Annotated in this window: 22 protein-coding genes and 2 pseudogenes; 4 read left to right on the top strand and 20 right to left on the bottom strand. The window is 32.1% G+C overall.

Annotation, left to right across the window (positions count from 1 at the left end; translation table 11 throughout):
• The first annotated feature begins 10 nt into the window (after window positions 1-10).
• From prfB to clpP, 4 genes are all read left to right on the top strand, one after another.
• On the top strand, window positions 11-1,123 hold the full coding sequence (gene prfB, locus RA0C_RS00325; RefSeq protein WP_037249374.1) for a peptide chain release factor 2: 1,113 nt from the start codon (window positions 11-13) through the stop codon (window positions 1,121-1,123).
• 77 nt (window positions 1,124-1,200) lie between these two features.
• Window positions 1,201-1,878, top strand: coding sequence for a DedA family protein (locus RA0C_RS00320; protein WP_004917711.1), 678 nt, complete (start codon window positions 1,201-1,203; stop codon window positions 1,876-1,878).
• Window positions 1,879-1,893: 15 nt separating this feature from the next.
• Window positions 1,894-3,816, top strand: coding sequence for a DNA primase (dnaG, locus tag RA0C_RS00315; RefSeq protein WP_013447217.1), 1,923 nt, complete (start codon window positions 1,894-1,896; stop codon window positions 3,814-3,816).
• 79 nt (window positions 3,817-3,895) lie between these two features.
• Window positions 3,896-4,570, top strand: a complete 675-nt coding sequence (clpP, locus tag RA0C_RS00310; protein ID WP_004917707.1) for an ATP-dependent Clp endopeptidase proteolytic subunit ClpP — start codon at window positions 3,896-3,898, stop codon at window positions 4,568-4,570.
• A gap of 69 nt (window positions 4,571-4,639) precedes the next feature.
• On the opposite strand, the gene RA0C_RS00305 is transcribed toward clpP, so the two are convergent.
• The 20 genes and pseudogenes from RA0C_RS00305 to RA0C_RS00215 all read right to left on the bottom strand — a co-directional run bounded on the left by RA0C_RS00305 (window position 4,640) and on the right by RA0C_RS00215 (window position 19,337).
• On the bottom strand, window positions 4,640-5,344 hold the full coding sequence (locus RA0C_RS00305; RefSeq protein WP_004917706.1) for a M949_RS01915 family surface polysaccharide biosynthesis protein: 705 nt from the start codon (window positions 5,342-5,344) through the stop codon (window positions 4,640-4,642).
• Between the two features lie 26 nt (window positions 5,345-5,370).
• Window positions 5,371-6,009, bottom strand: coding sequence for a hypothetical protein (locus tag RA0C_RS00300; RefSeq protein WP_004917704.1), 639 nt, complete (start codon window positions 6,007-6,009; stop codon window positions 5,371-5,373).
• A gap of 96 nt (window positions 6,010-6,105) precedes the next feature.
• On the bottom strand, window positions 6,106-6,492 hold the full coding sequence (locus RA0C_RS00295) for a hypothetical protein (protein WP_004917702.1): 387 nt from the start codon (window positions 6,490-6,492) through the stop codon (window positions 6,106-6,108).
• 16 nt (window positions 6,493-6,508) lie between these two features.
• Complete coding sequence (locus tag RA0C_RS00290; protein ID WP_004917700.1) at window positions 6,509-7,315, bottom strand: hypothetical protein; 807 nt, start codon at window positions 7,313-7,315, stop codon at window positions 6,509-6,511.
• A 49-nt stretch (window positions 7,316-7,364) separates the two neighbouring features.
• Complete coding sequence (locus RA0C_RS00285) at window positions 7,365-8,063, bottom strand: hypothetical protein (RefSeq protein WP_004917698.1); 699 nt, start codon at window positions 8,061-8,063, stop codon at window positions 7,365-7,367.
• A 24-nt stretch (window positions 8,064-8,087) separates the two neighbouring features.
• Complete coding sequence (locus RA0C_RS00280; RefSeq protein ID WP_004917696.1) at window positions 8,088-8,636, bottom strand: hypothetical protein; 549 nt, start codon at window positions 8,634-8,636, stop codon at window positions 8,088-8,090.
• A gap of 59 nt (window positions 8,637-8,695) precedes the next feature.
• Window positions 8,696-9,154, bottom strand: coding sequence for a hypothetical protein (locus RA0C_RS00275; protein ID WP_004917694.1), 459 nt, complete (start codon window positions 9,152-9,154; stop codon window positions 8,696-8,698).
• A gap of 181 nt (window positions 9,155-9,335) precedes the next feature.
• A pseudogene (locus RA0C_RS10495) lies at window positions 9,336-9,443 on the bottom strand (VOC family protein); the annotation flags it as partial.
• Between the two features lie 47 nt (window positions 9,444-9,490).
• A pseudogene (locus RA0C_RS00270) lies at window positions 9,491-9,832 on the bottom strand (GLPGLI family protein); the annotation flags it as partial.
• A 121-nt stretch (window positions 9,833-9,953) separates the two neighbouring features.
• Window positions 9,954-11,327 (bottom strand): McrC family protein, encoded by a 1,374-nt coding sequence (locus RA0C_RS00265; protein WP_004917690.1) that lies wholly within the window; start codon window positions 11,325-11,327, stop codon window positions 9,954-9,956.
• Window positions 11,324-12,712: an McrB family protein gene (locus RA0C_RS00260; RefSeq protein ID WP_004917689.1), complete on the bottom strand. Its 1,389-nt coding sequence runs from the start codon at window positions 12,710-12,712 to the stop codon at window positions 11,324-11,326. Before RA0C_RS00260 ends, RA0C_RS00265 begins: the two co-directional genes overlap by 4 nt.
• Window positions 12,713-12,871: 159 nt before the next feature.
• A complete protein-coding gene (locus RA0C_RS00255) occupies window positions 12,872-13,465 on the bottom strand; it encodes a DUF6037 family protein (RefSeq protein ID WP_004917687.1) in 594 nt (197 codons plus the stop codon).
• A gap of 3 nt (window positions 13,466-13,468) precedes the next feature.
• On the bottom strand, window positions 13,469-13,876 hold the full coding sequence (locus tag RA0C_RS00250) for a hypothetical protein (RefSeq protein WP_004917684.1): 408 nt from the start codon (window positions 13,874-13,876) through the stop codon (window positions 13,469-13,471).
• Window positions 13,877-14,174: 298 nt separating this feature from the next.
• Complete coding sequence (locus RA0C_RS00245; protein ID WP_004917680.1) at window positions 14,175-14,801, bottom strand: hypothetical protein; 627 nt, start codon at window positions 14,799-14,801, stop codon at window positions 14,175-14,177.
• Between the two features lie 173 nt (window positions 14,802-14,974).
• Window positions 14,975-15,247, bottom strand: a complete 273-nt coding sequence (locus tag RA0C_RS00240) for a hypothetical protein (protein ID WP_004917678.1) — start codon at window positions 15,245-15,247, stop codon at window positions 14,975-14,977.
• A 439-nt stretch (window positions 15,248-15,686) separates the two neighbouring features.
• A complete protein-coding gene (locus tag RA0C_RS00235; protein WP_004917677.1) occupies window positions 15,687-15,926 on the bottom strand; it encodes a hypothetical protein in 240 nt (79 codons plus the stop codon).
• 35 nt (window positions 15,927-15,961) lie between these two features.
• Window positions 15,962-16,315: a DUF4377 domain-containing protein gene (locus RA0C_RS00230; RefSeq protein WP_004917674.1), complete on the bottom strand. Its 354-nt coding sequence runs from the start codon at window positions 16,313-16,315 to the stop codon at window positions 15,962-15,964.
• Window positions 16,316-16,553: 238 nt separating this feature from the next.
• The gene (locus tag RA0C_RS00225; RefSeq protein ID WP_004917672.1) at window positions 16,554-17,102 is read right to left on the bottom strand and encodes a hypothetical protein; all 549 of its coding nucleotides are present in this window, start codon (window positions 17,100-17,102) and stop codon (window positions 16,554-16,556) included.
• 319 nt (window positions 17,103-17,421) lie between these two features.
• A complete protein-coding gene (cap12, locus tag RA0C_RS00220) occupies window positions 17,422-18,372 on the bottom strand; it encodes a CBASS system CD-NTase-associated NAD(+) hydrolase Cap12 (protein WP_004917669.1) in 951 nt (316 codons plus the stop codon).
• Entirely contained in the window at window positions 18,372-19,337 is a 966-nt protein-coding gene (locus RA0C_RS00215; RefSeq protein WP_228481910.1) for a nucleotidyltransferase domain-containing protein, read from the bottom strand. The genes cap12 and RA0C_RS00215 overlap by 1 nt, the downstream gene beginning before the upstream one ends.
• Window positions 19,338-19,517: the final 180 nt, after the last annotated feature.

Raw genomic sequence — 19,517 nt, 5'->3', positions numbered from 1 at the left:
TTTTGTAAAAGTGGTTACATTAGATCAAGCAAAAAATATCAGTCAAAGAGTATCAGACCTTCACAAATATCTTCAAATTGATAAAAAAAAGTTAGAAATTACCAATGATGACGAAAAAACTGCTGCTCCAGAATTTTGGGATAATCCAAAGGAAGCAGAAGTTTTTTTGAAACAACTTAGGTCTAAAAAAAAATGGGTGGAAGATTACGAAGAAATCCATACAGGATTGGAAGATTTACAAGTTTTAATTGAGTTCGCTAAAGAAGACCCCGACAGTGCACAAGAACTAGAAACCGCCTACCCTACTCTACTAGAAAAAGTAGAAAATTTAGAGTTTAAAAATATGCTTTCTAACGAAGGCGATGAACTTTCTGCCGTACTTCAAATTACTGCTGGAGCTGGTGGTACAGAATCTTGCGATTGGGCGAGTATGCTAATGAGAATGTATCTGATGTGGGCAGATAAAAACGGATATAAAGTAAAAGAACTCAATTTCCAAGAAGGTGATGTAGCTGGTGTAAAAACCGTAACCTTAGAAATAGAAGGAGAATATGCCTTTGGATATCTTAAAGGAGAAAATGGAGTACATCGTTTGGTGAGAATTTCTCCATTTGATAGCAATGCTAAAAGACACACTAGCTTTGCATCGGTTTACGTTTATCCACTAGTAGACGATTCAATAGAAATCAACATCAACCCTGCCGATATTAGTTTTGAAACCATGCGAGCTTCTGGTGCAGGTGGACAAAATGTAAACAAAGTAGAAACTGCTGTACGACTAAGACACGCTCCAACAGGAATCATTATAGAAAACTCCGAAAGCAGGTCTCAACTACAAAACAAAGAAAAGGCTCTACAACTTCTTAAATCTAGGCTTTATGAGATAGAACTTGAAGAGCGAATGAGGGCTAGAAACGAAATAGAAGCCAATAAAATGAAAATAGAATGGGGCAGCCAAATCAGAAACTATGTCATGCACCCCTATAAATTGGTAAAAGATGTAAGGTCAGGGCATGAGACTTCCGATGTAGATGCTGTAATGAATGGAGAAATCACACCTTTTCTAAAAGCCTACCTTATGGCAGACGGTACAGCCGTTACAGATAACGATTTAGAATTATAAAATTTGTTAAATCTCTTTATAGATAGGACTAAAAAGAATTTAATTAAGTATTTTTGTGCATCAAGTAAAAAATAAGTATGGATCATTTTGAAAGTTGGAAAGACCTCCTAAATCCTGAATTTTATATCAAAATGGGAGGATTTTGGTTAGTGTTATTTATCATATTTGCAGAAACAGGACTTTTTGTAGGGTTTTTCTTACCAGGAGATAGTTTACTTTTCATCTCTGGCATCTATGCCGTTCCTATGATTACGGAAACTTTTGGTATCATTGAAAGTGATTTCTTAAGCACCGTTATATTAGCTAGTGCTATTGCTATTGCTGCTATTTTAGGAAATATGGTGGGCTATTGGTTTGGTAAAAAAAGTGGACCTGCTTTATATGAAAGACCAGACTCTTTCCTTTTCAAGAAAAAATATCTTTTTAAGGCTCATGATTTCTATGAGGAACACGGTAGAATAGCCATTATAGCGGCTAGATTTTTACCCATCGTGAGAACCTTTGCACCTATTGTAGCTGGTATTGTAGGAATGGAGAAAGGTAAATTTATGCTTTATAATATTGTAGGAGCTATTGCGTGGTCATTTTCACTTATTTTTGCAGGACACTATTTGGATAAACTATTTTTGGAGCAGTTTGGTATCGATTTAAAAAGACATTTGGAAATAATAATACTGTTTATTGTAGTCATTACAACAGCACCTGTAATTATTAAAATGTTTTTCGGAAAAGATAAGAAGCAAAACAGCATCTAATTTTATCATAAAAATTTGATAACTAAAGAGACGATAGACAAAATTTTTTCCGCCATACGAGTGGAAGAAATTGTGGGTGAATATGTTCAACTCAAAAGAGCTGGGTCTAATTATAAAGGACTCAGCCCTTTTGTAGATGAAAAAACACCTAGTTTTATTGTGTCTCCTTCCAAGCAAATTTGGAAGGATTTTTCCTCTGGAAAAGGAGGTACTGCCATTTCTTTTTTAATGGAGATAGAGAATTTCAGCTATCCCGAAGCCCTCAGATTTGCCGCAAAAAAATACGGCATCGAAATAGAAGAACACCAAAGAGAGCTCACCGAAGAAGAAAAAACAGCCCAAACCGAAAAAGATTTACTCTATAAAATACACGAAGTAGCCAACCACTACTATCAAAAACAAATTTGGGAAACCGAAGAAGGTAAAAGTATCGGTCTATCTTATTTCAAAGAAAGAGAGTTACGAGAGGATATTATAAAAAAATTCCAGCTAGGCTACTCTCCTATTCAAAAAAATGCCTTCACAGAATATGCTATTTCTAAAGGTTATACCAAAGAGATTTTAGAAAAATCAGGACTATCCATCTTTACAGATTATGCTCCTGATGGCTTAGACCGTTTTAGAGAAAGGGTTATATTTCCTATCCATAGTTTTTCTGGAAGAGTTTTGGGGTTTGGAGCAAGGATTTTAAAATCTAATGTTAAAACTGCCAAGTATCTCAATTCTCCTGAAACAGAAATTTATCATAAATCTAATGTTCTCTATGGGCTTAACCAAAGTAAACAAGCCATTTCTAAACAAAATTTATGTTTACTAGTAGAGGGCTATATGGACGTGGTAGCACTGCATCAAGCAGGGATAGAGCATGTAGTAGCGAGTTCTGGAACGGCACTTACCACAGAGCAAATTAAACTCATTAAAAGACTTACAGAAAATGTAACTATACTCTTTGATGGAGATGCTGCAGGGATTAAAGCCAGCTTTAGAAGTATAGATATGCTCCTTTCCGAAGGAATGAATATTAGAATCTTACTTTTCCCTGATGGGGACGACCCTGATTCATTTTCTAGGAAACACCCAAAGGAATTTGTAGAAGATTTTATACAAAACAACGCCCAAGATTTCATCAATTTTAAAGCTGAAATTCTACTCAAAGATGTAGAACACGACCCTATAAAAAAATCCGAAGCCATTAGAGATATTGTAAAATCGGTGGCATTTGTCGGGAATGTTTTAAAGCAGGAGATTTACCTTAAAGAAATTTCTAACAAGTTTGGGCTTTCGGAACAGAGTTTATTTAACGAGCTAGGCATACAACAACAGGTTAAAGAACAACAACATTTAACGCCTAAAAAAGCCACACCTCAGCCACAACCTAAGCTGGAGGTGATTACTTCGGACTTTACTAAAGCCAACACCGCCCTACTCTATTTGGAAGAGCAAATGGTAGAACTGATGTTAAAGTATGGAGATTATATTATTGAAATGAAAGATGCCGAAGATAAAGTTTACCAAACTACCGTTATTGAAGAAGTAATATGCCGAATGGAAGAGGATAATTGTGAAATACAATCTGAAACCAACAAGAAAATCATCAACGAAATAAAACAAGGTATCCAAACCAATGAACTGAGGTCAGAGCGTTTTTTCATTACTTTAATGAATGAAGAAATTACCAATAAAGTAGCCAATGCTTTAGTAGAGCCTTATCAGCTAAGTGATTGGAAAAAACATAACATTTACCTTCTACCAAAAGAAAAATCTATCAATAAATTGGTTGCTGATACCATCTATCGCTATAAGCGAGAGTATATTATGAAAATGATAGAGGATTTGAAAAATACCGAAGCTGAAGATAAAACAGAGATTTATCAAAAAATAATCAAACTAACGATGCTAAAAAACACCATAGACCAAAAATTGTTTCGTGTTTTATGACATAATGACTATTTTTACTGCTTAAAAAACTTCGGGTACAGTATTGGTATTTGAATTTGAAAATAAAATATAACACAATATGGATATTAAAAAGGAATTTAGAGATTTTTCGGTAAAGCACCTAGGAAATAATGGATTAGCTACCGACCAATATATGGGGACTTTTAACCCAACCAACCTTACACCATACATTATGGAGGAACGCCGTATGAATGTAGCACAAATGGACGTTTTTTCTAGATTGATGATGGATAGAATCATCTTTTTAGGTACTGGGATAGACGACCAAGTGGCAAATATTGTAACGGCTCAACTTTTATTTTTAGAGAGTGCAGACCCTACTAAAGATATTCAGATTTACATTAACTCTCCTGGCGGAAGTGTATATGCAGGGCTAGGAATTTATGATACGATGCAAATCATTAAGCCTGATGTAGCTACTATCTGTACAGGTATGGCTGCTTCTATGGGAGCTGTACTTCTTGTAGCGGGTGAAAAGGGTAAACGCTCTGCTCTTAAACATTCTAGAGTGATGATACACCAACCTAGTGGAGGAGCTCAAGGTGTGGCTAGCGATATGGAAATCAATCTTAGAGAAATGCTGAAGCTAAAGAAGGAACTTTATGATATTATCTCTGAACATTCTGGACAATCTTATGAATGGGTTGAAAAATCTTCTGATAGAGATTACTGGATGACCTCCGAAGAAGCTAAAGAATTCGGAATGATAGACGAAGTTCTAGCTAGAAAATAAATAGAATGATAAAATAAAAACCCTAGAAATTTCTAGGGTTTTATTGTATTTTTCACTCAGTACCTCTTTTTAGTTTAATTTCTGTATATTATTATTTCGCCACATTTTTAGAGCAAATTCTTTTATTTCTTTTGAGGCTTTTGATAAGTTTTCGTCGAATTGATACTCGCCTTCCTCAAGTTTGTCTTCGCCCGCTATTAGAGTAGCGTGTCCTCTTAAAGCATATTTCTGTTTGCCTTCGTACATGATGATTTTCATCACATCTGGACTAATGTCCGAAGTACACAACATGGAATACATCGTCCAAATTTCGGCGATACCGTTGTTGTTTAAATCCGTGATTTTAAAAGTATCTTTAACGAAATTCATAGATAAATCAAACTCACAATTCAAAATAAAATCTTGTATTTTCCAGTTTAATTTATATTTATTTTCATTTTTATCATAAAGATAATCATACACGAAAGTTTTTGCATCTTTTTCATAGTCTGCGTTGATCACCTTTTTGCTTGGAACAATCCCTGTTTCTGTTAATAGGATTATATGCTCTCCCTGTAAATCCTCTACTCTAACGACCTCTTTTACCTTTCCCTCAAAAGAAAGCCCCTGAGGAATCACTTTATCTGAAAGTTTTTCGTACGAAATTTCAAAGTTTTCCTTCTTTTCTAATTTTTCCGAGATCCCTTCTGTTGGTATTTGCTTTTCTTCTATTTTACTCTCTTTCGTATTACACGATAATAATGCAAGAGCGATTAACAATTTAAAATAATTCATTTTACCTTCAATTTATTATGTTGATTTTAAGCAGAACAAACCTCAAATCGGTCGATCGCCGTTAAATACCATATATTATCGAAATAGCCAATATAGAAAATAAACTCCTTTTGGTTTTGCCCAATTACAATGACTTTATGACTGTTTCTCTCTATGATTTCCAATTTTTTAACCTCACTATCGGACCAGGGGTTCTCGTCAAAGTTAGCATTTTCAAACTTTGCAATTTCAGAAAATAACGATTCTTTTTGATTAAGGTCGATATAAATTCCCGCAGGTTTATTCCAGCTTTCGGTTTCACAACTAAATATCGGTAGTTTTTCTTGGGTAATTTTATAGTCAGTTATGATATTAGGGTCAAAAGGCAAATAGCTGGGAACGGGCTTAGCAAAAGAAATTTTTTTAACATTCGCAATATGATCCTGAGCCCCCATACGATACAGAAAGGTGATCCCAAACTTTTTAGGGATAAGTTTATTTAAAGCCTTTTCATCTTTATTCTGATAGGCTTTAATAATATTGATGATAACCGTTTGCATTTCCGTCCCCTTTTCGGAAAATCCAATTTCTTTAACCGAAGTAGGTTTACCTTCGTTAACGAATTTAGAATTCTGACAAGAAATAAAAAGTAACAATAGAATTGATATTATAATTTTTCCTTTCATATCGTTTGTTTAGATAAAATATCACATAATAAAGTCCAATTCAAACCAACCGAACAAATAACTTGTTGACTTTATCATTTTGTTCTCATATATTTTTTAGCTCAAGATTTCGTAAATTTCTTCATCTAAACCTTGTGCTTTTAGTTCATAAACTTTTTTCACTATCCCATGGTTTGCCCAAATACTTGAACCATAAACACTTGTAATATATTGTTGCTCTATTTTTAATGATATAATATTTTCGTACAAAAAATTATATTGAATTTCAATAGAACTTTCACTCATTGCTTTTTCAAACCATGTTATATATCTTGGTTTTAATCTAAAAACAGGTTCAAGAACTTTTAAATAAATTATTAATTTGTTGTCTTTAAAGTCGGATTTCAAAAATTCACAAAAACAAAATGGTCCCATCTTGGGAAGAAGAATTGTCTTATTATCATATAAATTTTGAAATAATTTTTGGCTAATTTTTTTTGTCATTTATTGAATGATTACTTTATTTTGTTAATTCAATCCATTTTTTTGTAATGTCCAAGAATACTTCTCTATCGGCAATAGCAAATAATAACATTTCAGTATAATACAAATTATGTTGTTTTTCAATGTCATCTTTCCATAATTTTTCGCTTATATCCTTTATAAGTTTATTAAGTTCTGAATATGCAATCTTCTTGTCTATAAAAAGTTGTTTATCTAAATTTTTAATAAAAAATTTCTTATCTAAATCTGATATTTCATTTGGTTGATAAATTGATATATTTTTTAATCGTATTAGAACATTAAGGTCAAATGCTATCATTTTAGAATTCCTACCTTTGGGAATTGGAAAGTACTTTTGTCCTGCATTTTCTGAGAGAATTATCCAATTCAATGAATATGCAACTCGTGAGTCATAAATTATGTTCTTTTCAGGATACAAGTATGAACTAACTTTTGAAATGCTAGCAATTCTTTGAAATTCAATAACTTCTTTATTTAAAAAACTCTCAATAAGTTTTATTGTTTCATTATCATTCGCTGTAAAAATTCCACCCCAATCTCTAATTATCCATAAACAAATTTCATAAAATAGAGTTTTGTCGTTTATATATGTTTCTTTCAGGTTTTGCCCAACAATTTTTTTGAGATGAAGTGCTTTTTCGTAGGGTTTCTTTTTATTTATTTCTTCAATTTGTTTTTGTGTTAATACTTCAAGCTCTGCAAGTCTTTCTATTTTTGCATCCCAAGTGTATAACTTTGGCAAGTCGGATTTATACTTATCCAAATAGTTTACAATTTTGTCAATATCGAATTTTTGTTCCATTTGCTAATTATACTATTACCACAATAAAAATAGATTACAACTATTTCATTTAAAAACCATTAACAATTAGTCTGTCTTTATAAACTCCTTTTTCAATTTTCCAAATGATAAGACAGGTGCCCGCACCATCCCCATTTATTGCTTGAATATACAGGGTATCATTCTGTTTATCATAATTAGCTTCTACCCCGTCCAGATAAGGGTCATACACGTTTTCTAAAGCTGCCTTTGGTAAGATAAGCGTTTTATCCCCAATACGGACGCTAATTTTTTCATATTGTGCCTTCGGTAGGTTGCCGTCTGTCCCCCAAGGAGCCTTACCATCAATATGAGATATAATGGTGGGGTTATCCTTAAAATAGGTAAATTTATGTTTCTTCTTATCAAAGTGGGACTTCGTAACAGTTACAGTAATAGCTTCTTGCTTTAGAGTTACAGAGTTAGCTGTTTTCTTTGAAATTTTCAATGGTGAAAAGTCTGAAATCCACTTATAGCGATCTTTGTAAATGTCCCCTTCAAGGTCTTTTCCATTTTTAACATATTGAACAAAACCCCAATTCTTCTCATTAGGTTCACTGGGACCATACCAATAGATCAGGTGTCCATTGGGTAAAGTATCTATAATTTTACCCTTTTGCTCTCTATTTCTTATATTTACCCAACCGTCTTTATCATTCACGACAGCAAACTGAGCGAATGCACTGGAAAAACTAAAAGTCAAAAACAGGGCTAATATTGTTTTTTTCATAATAATTAAGTTTATATAGAGGTTTTACTCTTGCTGTATCCATTCAAATTTACCCTTATTTAGATAGATTACTCCTCCTCCACAAGACTCCTCCGCATGGATGAAAATACCATCATTAGGTAATCTAATTTTATCACTTTCTTTCACTTCTTCTTCACTTATAATATCTCCCTCATCATTTACATTATTAAAATAAACCTCCCCTTTAGGAGCTTTTTCAAAAATGCCTATCCAGCTCATATCGTCAAAACCTTGTCCCAAAACCTCTTTTCCTAAGCCTAGATACTCTGTTTTACCGTTTCCAAAGGTAATTTTCAAACCATACTTTTCATTCTTCGTATTCAAAACTATTTCTACTCTATCTGATGAGTCATCACCATCCAAATCACATAAAATAAAGTTAGGATTGTGTTTTGTAGAGAGTATTATAGTCTCTTCAGTTTTCTCGGTTTTCACTAATGTATCAGCAGTTTTAACTGATTTTATTTCGGTACTATTTGTTACTTCTTTTTTCTCATTGCAGGATTCCAAGATAAAAAACAACGAAATGGCAGTAATGATTATTTTTTTCATTTTAAAATTTTAAGTTTAGTTGATATTTTTTTGTTTACTCACTTCGTAAACTTTTAATTCTACATTATTCTCATGTTAAATTTTAAAGGAATATTGATATTCAGTTGTGTTCTAAATCCTTCTGTTCTGTAGTGGATAGACTTATCAAAACTAAAACCATATCCCACACCAAACTCTATGAAGAAATAGCTAAATCCAACTTGAGGAGAAACTGTTTTTGGAGAAACATTAAACCTTACAAAAGCGAATGGTAAATCATTTTTCTTGAATTCAAAATATTTCGTTGCATTAATCTCGGGTATGACTAAAAGTTTACCATCAGCAGCACCTACTAATGCATTTCCACCTAATACTATAAATTCTTTGTCGAATGCAAACTTTACTCCAACATCAGCAAAACTTCTATTAAAATAGGTATAACCTCCTTCAATAGCTATTTTTTCTTTTATATCTTGGGCATTTACTAATAATGATGCTACACCAAAAACAAACCCATAAAATATTTTAGAAAAATTCATCTACTTTAATTTTATTAAAAATATAATTTTCAACATTTTAGCTTTATCTAAAAAGCAGCATATCAAATTTCAACGCTACTAAGTTAAATAAATTCATAAAAATGAATAGTAAAAACACTATATATATTAAAAAAAATTGCCAAAAGATAGAAAAACTTTTGGCAACATTTCTTTTACAAATTTATTGATTGTTCTGAGATTCAAAATTTATCATCCAGTTAATACCAAACTTATCTGTAAACATACCAAAATAAGCTCCCCAAAAAGTATCTGCCATCGGCATTGATAATTACTAACTTTCAAAAGTTCATTAAAAATTTTCCAATTTGGTCGTTCATTTTCGGGAATTCTAAAATTGATTGTTGTAAATTTCGTATGATAAACTATGTCATTTTTTTTGTAATCTTTAGTAATGTTATAATGTAAATTTTTGTCCATTCTACCCGCTTTCATGATTTCGCCCATGTTGTTACTAGAATTTTTTATCGAATCAATTTTAAATTTTGTTTCGCTTATAAAATTAGATTGCGTTCCGTCAGATTCTAAATACATGTAATTATTTATAAGAGAGTCCTTTTTTGTCTTGTCTGGTGCAAATTTATATTCATAGATAAATCGATAATTTTGCGAAAATAAATTTGCAGTGAGTAAAATTAAGAAAAATTGTAATATTTTCATAAGATTTAGGATTGTAGTTCAATCTAATGTTGCATACAACGGAAAAAGTATTTGCGAAGGGTGGGTTTCGGAGCACAAAGCTCCAAGTTTGCACGTCACACCGCCTGACACAAAACCCGTGTTACCGGGACGTTGTTCTTCTTTCAATTTCGTTAAGCTCATTTGTCAATACTCTTTTTGTCTCGTTAATTCCGTCCTTTCTTAATGGTACTCCCAAAATCAATATCGTACTTGTCGCTTCGTTAATACCGTTTTTATACTGAATGCTTTTTAATTCGATTTGGTCCGATGGATAACAAAGGAAACCAAATTTATAATCTGCCTTACTGAATGATGAGTATGCCATTATTTGATGTAAGTCGTGTCGGTGGTCTTCTTTAAGGACTTCACTTTGGTCAAACTTGTTGTATAAATTAGATTTGTATTTGGCGTCAATAAAAACCAAAATATTTTCTTTTTGAAAGATTGCGTCCGGCTCGATATGCTTTAATTCCCAAGAGTAATGTTTTGAAGTTCTTGAATGAAACTTAAAGTTTGAATAAAGCCGTCCGCCTGTTTCTTTTGCAGCTTCTTTAAAAATATGTTGAATAAATTTTTCAAATACATCTGAAAAGTCTACCCGCCAAGCTGTGCTATCTACAAGGTTAAAGCTTAAAATTCTATTAGCTTGTTCTTTGCAGGCTTTCACAGTTGGACTATCGGAAAATCGGATTGTGATTTTATTAGTCGCTTTTGGTTTATGATGATATAATCGTTCTTCAAGGAAACTCAATTTGGTTTGCAAAGCATTCTTAATTCTCTGCGGTGTATTGGCAGAAAGTAATTCACTTTTACAAATGTCAAAGACATATCTAACTTCCGAATATTCTGAATGAAATTCATTCAATACATTTGTTCTAGCCGGAAATTTTAACCTGTTTTCTACTTTGAATTCGTTGTTTATATATTTTGTCCAATTGATTTGACCAGACGGTTGACTTGATACTTTTTCAATATTGTCAAACTTTCTCCATGGTCTCATTGTCAATTTTTCAAGAGCTGATATAAATTTTACAGCCTCCAAATACAATGGTGGCCTGAAATTCTTACCTGATGCCAATGGTAAACTATCAATTACATCAGGACTAATTTCAGTACCTAGTAGGTTTAGAATTTCAATATAGTCCTCAAATCTATCACGCCCGGTAAATCGAGGCATAACTACAAAATCACCGATTTGCTTTCCGGTGTCAGAAGCCCTCAAAGGAATAGAGCCAATAAAACCAGATGAACGAAATGCAAGTGCAGTACTTTGGTCTGAACCAATGATATATGGTTGAACACCAAGAAATTTAAATTGCTCAGAATTGTAATCAATGAATTTCTGGAGGTATTGACCGATAATTCTTTTATCTGCTGACTTGAACCATTTTTTTTGCAAAGCAACTCCACCCAACTGTTTTGATTGTTCAGTCAGGCAAGGAATTTCGCAAAAAACATCCAATGGCTTTTTCATTCGAAAAGAGAAAGATTTATTCTAGTTGAGAAATAATTATTAAACTCTTCTTTAGCATTTCTTAAAAGTCCCTCTTGCAGATATTCTTTAATCAAAGGAAATATTTCATAACGAATACGATTTTTCATTTCCTCTTCGGTGTCCGCAATGAAATAGCCTTGTCCCGGTTGCAGGTTTAGTTCGATGCTTGATGCATACCAGTCAAATATTTCTTGAATTCTGCTAAAGTCCTCTTTAAAGAACTGTTTCGACTTTATTGCTTTTGGTTTAAGGGTGTACCAAGCAAAGCGTCTTCTTAGTGCAAAGTCAACAACTGCCAAGCTCCTGTCGGCAGTGTTCATTGTAGCAATCACTGAAAAGTTTTCGGGCAGTTTCGTTACTTTGAAATTTGGGGCAATCTCAATTTCAACATTTGAAATATCCATCTTATGCTCAAATAGATAAAAAATAGGCCCTAATACATTGGAAAGATTAGCCCTGTTTATTTCGTCAATGATTAAGATAACTTTTTCATTTATATGGCCAACGGCATATTTTAAGGCCTCTGAGAAGCTCCCAAAATTTTCTCTGTATCGTAGTTCTTGATTTTCTGTGTCGGGCCTAATTCCAAAAATAAAATCTGAGAAACTTATTTCTGCGTGAAATTGAGTGAAGAATGTTTTTGCACCTATTTTGTCTGCAACACTTTTTGCCGTTCTTGTTTTACCAGTTCCTGGCGGACCTTGAAGGACTATGTACTTTCTTTCGTTTAAAAGATTTTTCACTTCTTCCGTTTCATCAGTAGTTTCAGTCTTTAAGAATGGTTCTAAAGCTTCTGAAACTGCTTTTCTATGGTCTTTGTTGGAAGGCCAGTCTCTAAGTTTTGCATAACCTGCGACAAAGGCTGCAATAATTTGTTTTCCTTCTTCACTTTCTGGGTCGTCAACGATTTGGCAAGTCGGTAAAACTTTAGTGTAAGTTTTTATCGTATTCTTTATGTGCTGCAAGTCCAGGCTACCAGTGATTGATTTTGGCAAGCTTGTTTCTATGTCAGAAAAGTCTGATTTGCAAAATCCTCTTTCGTCAGTCAGTTTCGAAAATAATCTTCTAAGTCCAGGATAGGTTGCGAGTTCGTAGTCATTCTTGAAACCACTAGAACCAATTCCAAGACATACCAACCAGGGTTTGTTTTGGTTGTTTGGAAAAATGGTCAATGAAAAGTCGTGGAAAGGACCTGACGCTTCCTCTTCTGGGTGAATAAATCCAAAATAAGCTCCGTTGTCTTTGAGTGCTTCTTGTCCGGTGTTATTTCGTTCAATATAAGGCTTATTGAATTCGTTGTCTGTCTTGGCACCGAATTGTTCAGCTTTTTCTTTTATGAATTGTCTAATGTTTTCTATCCTCATTTTCGTTGTTTGAATATCGTTTTACAATGCCCGGTAACGGCCCAGGTATTTGCCGAAGGCGGGGCTTTTTAGCACCTAACTTCAACTGAAATACCATACTTCGAAGATAAACAAATTTTTCTAAAATGCAACTACATCCCCGCTTGCGGCAATACCCTGTTAGGCGATGTCTTTCTTTATTCTATCTATTAACAAGTTCTCTTTGTCTTTCTTAATATGAGTATATCTTAAACTTATATTTTCTCTTTTACACCAATGGTATAGTTCTGGGTAAAGAATTCTGGTTTTTTCAAGATTTTTGATAGTAACCCCCTTTCCATTCTTAATTTTATTCCATTCGATAACACCATCAAAGTATAGTTTTTCTGATTCCTCAATATCATTTTGATAAAAAACTAATAGTTCTCTTTCTTTTTTTTCTTTGACTTGATAGCTAGGAATTTTTAAATTAAATTCTTCGAAAAATAACTTTGTACTGAATGGATTGTCTTTATCAAACTTTAAATTTAAGATTTTACATAGATTTTTGTAGGTTTGTCTATCTAGAAAATCATTGATAATAAAACCTTTTCTAACAATTATACAAAAAGAAAAATCACTCTCTTTTTGTAAGAAATGTAATTGAAAAGGCAAATGAAAAATATCAAATAAGACCTCAAAACGAACGCTATTTTTTGTGAAGTGAAATAGATAATAGGTTTCGTCTTGTTCTTTTAGTCTTTTATATAACTCTTTTAAGTTTGACAAAAACATTTTTTATATCATTGAAAAGATTTGATACGCATCATTATCATTTGCCTGAATCTCTGAAATACTCTGTGATGAAATCGTTTTTTGAATTTTAATATTTGGATAATTATTTATTTGATTGTTAGCTCTAACTTTATATTTTCCTTTACTAAGTGAGCATATGAAAAAATCACAACCAAGATTGTCATAATGAACAATTGCTTTTGATATTGCAGTTGAGTAATCTCCCATTGTAAAAATCGCTATTTTCAGACTTTTATAGTTGATTACAATGTCAGAAAAGTCATTTGGGCCTCCTCCAAGAGGTTGCTTATTTGTTGATGCTCCACCATTGTTCAGTAATTTTTCATATAACAAACCGATAGTGGTTGTTTTTCCTGTGTTTGAATCTCTTTCAAGTACAATTAATTTCATATTTCTATAATGTTGCTTAAGATATTGCCTAACGGCTCGGCGGTTTTGCGAAGTTTCCTCTGGAAGCTCTACTTCCGAGAGGGAATTTTGCAAAACCGCCGAACCGATGTAGCGAAAGGAGCGAAGCGGATTTCGCTACATCGGTTGGGTATTGCCGAAGGCGGGGACTTCTTAGCACCTAACTTCAACTAAAATACCATACTTCAAAGATAAACAAAAGTTTCGGAAAAGCAAATCAGCCCCGCTTGCGGCAATACTTTGTTAGCTGCTGCCTTTCTTGTCTGTCGCTCTCTTTCTATCATAATTTCCAGTCTGTTTTCTTCGGGTTAAAAAATTCATCCAGTTCTTCAATTATTGCTTCAGTCCTTTTTGCTTTTTTATTAAACATTGTCAAAGATTCAACTACTTTAGGAAATTCGTCAATGAAATTAAGGTCTGATATTTCGTTTAATCTAAAGTCGTTCATTAATTGTCTAAATGAAATTTCGTTGTTTCCCCAAACCTTTAAAAACTTAGAGTCAGAAACAAAAACTTCTTCCAGTTTGTCATCCGCTTGATATATAAGCCCAAACTCTAAATTACAGTCTTGCGTCAATTCGGTTTTATAACACTCAAGTTGTTTTAGAATTATATTCTTGTCTTTATAAACACTAAATATTGCTTCTTCTCCATACAGATTGTAAATGCAACTTAGATTGTCCGGCAACTGATTTGTTAGCGCTTTAAATAAGTCCCAAAGTCGTGAATTATCAATATTGATTTCAACATAAAATTTAAAAGGCAAATCATGAGCTGTGTTAATGCTAAGTTTATAGCCTTCAACAATATTTGCGTTTTCAAGTTCTTTCAATCTCTCAAATACTTCTGGATTGTTCGGAAGTTCATCAGGTCGTGGTAGTCTTACTGTCGGTGGTGTTTCAAGCATATTGTTCATTTGTGTATCGTTGTCCAAGGTTGCAGCTAACGGTCAAGGTATTGCCGAAGGCGGGGCCGCTTAGCACCTAACTTCAACTAAAATACCATACTTCAAAAGTAAACAAAATTTTCTAAAAAAGCAATTAACCCCCGCTTGCAGCAATACCTTGTTAGCTGTAGTGCTTATTTTTCACTAATTTTCATTATAATATGATCAAAATTTGCTTTAATTCTTTTCTTTAATTCATTCAAAAAGTCCACTTTAATATTTTTTGAATCATTTAATGTCAAATCATTTTCATCATAGACAGTTTCTGAAGATTTTTTAGGTATAAGCGGAAAAGATAGACGCAAATCTCTCTTCATAACAGGATATGTTAATCTATTATCTTCTAAAACATAGTATAGAAAATCGATATTATTATAATATACATATTGTTTTTTCTTTCCGTTCATAGTTAAAATTCCATAGTCAAAATTATACTTGTATGTTGTTTTGAGAGGATTTAAGGAATTAAATAAATTATTAGAGCGAATTATAAATAAGGCATTAAGATCTTTACTTAGACAATAATTTTTTAAATATTCCTTAATTTTCTTATTAGGCTGTTCAGGAACATAATCATATAAAATTGAAAAATCAAAGTCATTAATTTCATTATTAATTAAATTATTATCAATTATAAGAGAATCGATAAATGGTTTAATATCATAATGTAGATTTTCAATATTTAATACGTCATAGTTGTATCCACCTTTTAGATGTATATGTTTTAATTCTGAATCATATTTTGCAACTATTCCTAATTTCTGACCATTTGATATTGTTATTAGAAAAATTAAGATTAATAAAAATATTTTTGCTCGATTACGCTTTTATCAACCTCAATTGGATTTAATGTGAAATATTTTGCTTAATTTTATTAATAGTGGTTTTATGGAAAATTTGAAACATTGTCCAAACCATTAAATCTCCAAATTTATCGTCTTCAGATACGTTGTTTTCCACTTCATTCCATTTTTTATAGAATTGAATTGAGTGCATGCCATTATTACCCACTAAATTTGCGTCTTGAAAATGTATTTCAGTTCCCCACAATGGTAAAATTCTTTTATAAATATCGATAAATTTCATTTAGTCAGTATCTTAAATGTTGCCGTTGTACGATGTTATTTTTGCTTCTTCAATAAAATTTCAATAAGTTTATATGTTATATTACTTGGAGAATCTTGAGGAGGGTTGGACAAATAAGTTTTTTGAAGTTTAAGCTCATATTCAAAACCCTCTTCGTATGTAAATCCTTCAATACCTGTAATTACAATCCATTCGGTAAAGTTTGATTCTTTTATTTTCAGTCCTTTTACAACTGTATCAAAAAACGGAGGGATTTTTAAGTCAGCATACTGATGGTGTACCGTCGCAGTAACAATGGAAATTTTATCCTTTTCTTCGCTTTCCCTCAGGCACCCTACCGTCGACATAGTGATTAGCACAAAAAATAATAATTTTAAAAGTTTTTTCATTTTTAATATTTTTTAGAGGTGAGTTCATGTTAAATGTCGTACAACGGAAAAAGTATTTGCGAAGGGCGGACTAAATTGAACCTTTCGTTCAATTTCGACCAACCGAAGCGGATGCTTTTTCCGTATTGCTAAATTAAGAAAAAAAGTAATACGGAAAAGCAGAAGCGCATAAATATTTCTACTTTTCAATTCATTACTCCTCCCCGCCTTTTGCAAATACTATGTTAGCAGAAGTTGTTTAATCTCCCCACTTTACAGGATATTGCATATAATCTATAAAGCCATTTGTTTCGTAAAGTATATCGTAACCTTGGGCAGTTAGGTAATATGGGCAGACTTTAACTTCATTGTTTCTTTTCGGAAATGTCAGTACTGCAGGACAAAGTTTCGCTTTATCAACTTCTTGAGCAAAAACTTCATAATCATTGTTATCTATTTTTTTCTTTGAATATATTCCAAGACTTCTATCATTAATAAATCTTGCAATTTTTATATCCTTTAAAGCATATTTATGGATTTCAAATTCTACACCTTCAAATTTTGCAGAGTTTTCATTTAAAGTCGTTGTGAGAAAAATAGAGTCTTTTGTAATATTTTTTATAATACCAGTCCTATATCTTTTTCCGTTAGAGAATTCTAAATCATATGCACCTTCTATTCTCAACACAAATCCTTCTTTTGTTGGGCTCCAACTTTTCATTGGATCAATTGTCTTCCCTTTTTTCCTCACAATTAAAACATTTCCTTTCTCATATTTACAGTCAAAATATTTTCCATAGTGTTCCATATAGTCTAAACTGTCTTGAACACTTTTAAATTACCCAAAGGTCAAGCTTGAAAAGAAAGTTAGAAATAATAATACTATCAGATTTTTCATTTTATGACGAGTTTTGTTTAAAATTTCTGCTAACGGTTTGGGGCTTGGCGTCAGTGGCGGAATTTGAAGGATTCAACCTTTAAACTATCACCCAAAGTAGCCGAAGCCATTTTTTATTTGCTAATATATTAAAAAAAGCAAATAAAAATGGCGTAGGCGGAATAGAATTACTCAAAGTTCAAATCAGCACTTTACCCACCATTGCGCCAAACCCTTGTTAGCAGAAGTTTTATTTAATGTCTTTTTCATTTATTACAGTAATTAAATTGTTGTATCCATCTCTAAGTGCGAGTTTATTCAATGTATAAATAAATCTATCAAACTCTCTATTCAAAATTAATTCATAATCATCTGACATTGAGTTGAAATCATTCGGCAGAAGATTTGAAATAGCATAATTTATCCCAGATAAAACAGTTGGAAAATCAATAACATATAATTTTCCATCTTGAATTAAAGTTTCCACATCTATATTTCGTGGTCTTCCTAAATAGTCAAAAGTTAGTTTTTTTGTTTGAAAACTTTTCTTTAATGTTTGAAATTGGCTATTAACATCAGTCGTAAGCTTCTGAGGTATAATGATCTTAATAGTAGAATTTTCATATTTTGTTCCGTCATCATCTTGTATACCACCATTTTGAATTATATGTAGACAAGTAGGTTTTACAAAATTTTCATAATATACTGCAGCCAAAGTGGAAGATGGAAAGAAATTAATTCCTGAATCAACCTGATTTTTAAATAAATCTTTTACTTGTGTTATTGCTTTAGTAAAAGATGATGAATCACCACGATTAAATCTTGCTAAAGAAATACCTTTAATATCAGACAATAGCTTTATGTCTTTATCTATTAAGAAAGCACAATTATTTAAACCTAATCTTCCAATAAATAATCCAAGTTCAAACAAAATATTATCTCTAGGTTGTAGCTCTTCATTTCCTCTATAAACGACTTTATCATCCTTTGTTCCTATTAAGATTCCAAAATCAAACTGTAAAGTTGCTCTAATTAAATCATTTAAATAACTATTATTTAATCTAAAAACGGCTTTCTCCCATACATCCTCATTCCAGATAGTTACTTCAAACTCTTTTTCAAGCTCAAGAATGCTCTTGGCAGCACTAGCCAAATCAAGTTCTTCGCTAGACGAACCTATAAAAATTCTTTTCTTTCTCATTATAATAGCTGGGGTTTTAAATCTAAGTAAATAACTGTAACTTCTTCTAATAGTAGTCCTAATGACTTGTATTTTTCTGGTTTATCTCTGAAAATATATTCGTGCTCATCTACGGACTTTAGATTATTCGCCAAAGTTTCGTTAGTTACTAATCTGAGTAATTGGTTATAGATAACTGGAACTAAAAAATATTTGCTCAAATTTTTATATATTTTCACATCTATATCATAACAAATAGCGTTAAAATCAAAACTAGATAAATTAATTTCTTTTCCACTATCTGCTTTTACATTTTTTAAAAATCTTATCATCTTTTTTAATCTTCCGTTAGTGTCAGAACTACGCTCATTAATTCTTTTAATACTTAGGAATGGATAATCTTGTTTTCCTTTTGAATTTGTGTCTTTGTTATAAACTTGTATTCCCCTATAATCAGAATTTTTACCATTAATTACAGAATTAACATTATCATACCAATTAGCAATTACAATATCTACATCTCTCTTCAAGCTTTGGTTTGTAATTTTTATTGCTTTTGCGTGTGTTATATCACATATATCATAAACATCTTTTAATTTCTTCTCAGACTTTAATCGATTGGTTCTTAAATCCTCTAAAGCTGTACTATAACCTCCTCCTGATAATTCGTTTTTGAGTCTTTGTATTTGAATCTGATTAAGATAATAAGTTTGGTTGAAATCACTTAAAGTTTTTTCTATTCCCGCTCTATCAAAAGTGTAAAACTTATCTGTAATTACTAATAAATCAATATCACTATTACCTTTAATATGGGTATTCGTCATTACAGAACCTTGATATCTATAAACAACATCATTCAATGTTTCTTTCAAGTGATTTTTAACTCTTTCCCCTGCTTCTTTACTTCGTTCTGTATATGATTGTTCCACACCATTCATTGCTAAAGTTATATAACGAAGAATATCATTATATCTAATAGTCGACAATTCATTAGAAAGAGACTTTTCTAGTATTATATTGTCAGGATTAGACCTCTTTTGGAGGCTCTCAACTAATAAAGAGTAATTTTTTGGCATACTTAATTTAGTAAATAGGTTAATATTAACTTTCGATGTTTTGAGTAAAATTTCTGCTAACGGGAAAAGTATTTGCGAAGGTCGGACTAA

Source organism: Riemerella anatipestifer ATCC 11845 = DSM 15868, assembly GCF_000252855.1.
Classification (GTDB): Bacteria; Bacteroidota; Bacteroidia; order Flavobacteriales; family Weeksellaceae; genus Riemerella; species Riemerella anatipestifera.
Note: the sequence above shows the minus strand (reverse complement) of the source record. Positions and strands in the feature narration are given on the sequence as shown.

Coding starts and splice junctions, on each gene's coding strand:
- RA0C_RS00230 (WP_004917674.1), bottom strand. CDS start 16,315: ATGAAAAAACTTTTAAAATTATTATTTTTTGTGCTAATCACTATGTCG.
- RA0C_RS00260 (WP_004917689.1), bottom strand. CDS start 12,712: ATGAGGATAGAAAACATTAGACAATTCATAAAAGAAAAAGCTGAACAA.
- RA0C_RS00250 (WP_004917684.1), bottom strand. CDS start 13,876: ATGAAATTAATTGTACTTGAAAGAGATTCAAACACAGGAAAAACAACC.
- RA0C_RS00240 (WP_004917678.1), bottom strand. CDS start 15,247: ATGAACGGAAAGAAAAAACAATATGTATATTATAATAATATCGATTTT.
- RA0C_RS00290 (WP_004917700.1), bottom strand. CDS start 7,315: ATGGAACAAAAATTCGATATTGACAAAATTGTAAACTATTTGGATAAG.
- RA0C_RS00320 (WP_004917711.1), top strand. CDS start 1,201: ATGGATCATTTTGAAAGTTGGAAAGACCTCCTAAATCCTGAATTTTAT.
- cap12 (WP_004917669.1), bottom strand. CDS start 18,372: ATGAGAAAGAAAAGAATTTTTATAGGTTCGTCTAGCGAAGAACTTGAT.
- RA0C_RS00285 (WP_004917698.1), bottom strand. CDS start 8,063: ATGAAAAAAACAATATTAGCCCTGTTTTTGACTTTTAGTTTTTCCAGT.
- RA0C_RS00235 (WP_004917677.1), bottom strand. CDS start 15,926: ATGAAATTTATCGATATTTATAAAAGAATTTTACCATTGTGGGGAACT.
- RA0C_RS00225 (WP_004917672.1), bottom strand. CDS start 17,102: ATGGAACACTATGGAAAATATTTTGACTGTAAATATGAGAAAGGAAAT.
- RA0C_RS00255 (WP_004917687.1), bottom strand. CDS start 13,465: ATGTTTTTGTCAAACTTAAAAGAGTTATATAAAAGACTAAAAGAACAA.
- RA0C_RS00275 (WP_004917694.1), bottom strand. CDS start 9,154: ATGAATTTTTCTAAAATATTTTATGGGTTTGTTTTTGGTGTAGCATCA.
- RA0C_RS00300 (WP_004917704.1), bottom strand. CDS start 6,009: ATGAAAGGAAAAATTATAATATCAATTCTATTGTTACTTTTTATTTCT.
- RA0C_RS00305 (WP_004917706.1), bottom strand. CDS start 5,344: ATGAATTATTTTAAATTGTTAATCGCTCTTGCATTATTATCGTGTAAT.
- RA0C_RS00245 (WP_004917680.1), bottom strand. CDS start 14,801: ATGCTTGAAACACCACCGACAGTAAGACTACCACGACCTGATGAACTT.
- RA0C_RS00265 (WP_004917690.1), bottom strand. CDS start 11,327: ATGAAAAAGCCATTGGATGTTTTTTGCGAAATTCCTTGCCTGACTGAA.
- RA0C_RS00295 (WP_004917702.1), bottom strand. CDS start 6,492: ATGACAAAAAAAATTAGCCAAAAATTATTTCAAAATTTATATGATAAT.
- RA0C_RS00280 (WP_004917696.1), bottom strand. CDS start 8,636: ATGAAAAAAATAATCATTACTGCCATTTCGTTGTTTTTTATCTTGGAA.
- clpP (WP_004917707.1), top strand. CDS start 3,896: ATGGATATTAAAAAGGAATTTAGAGATTTTTCGGTAAAGCACCTAGGA.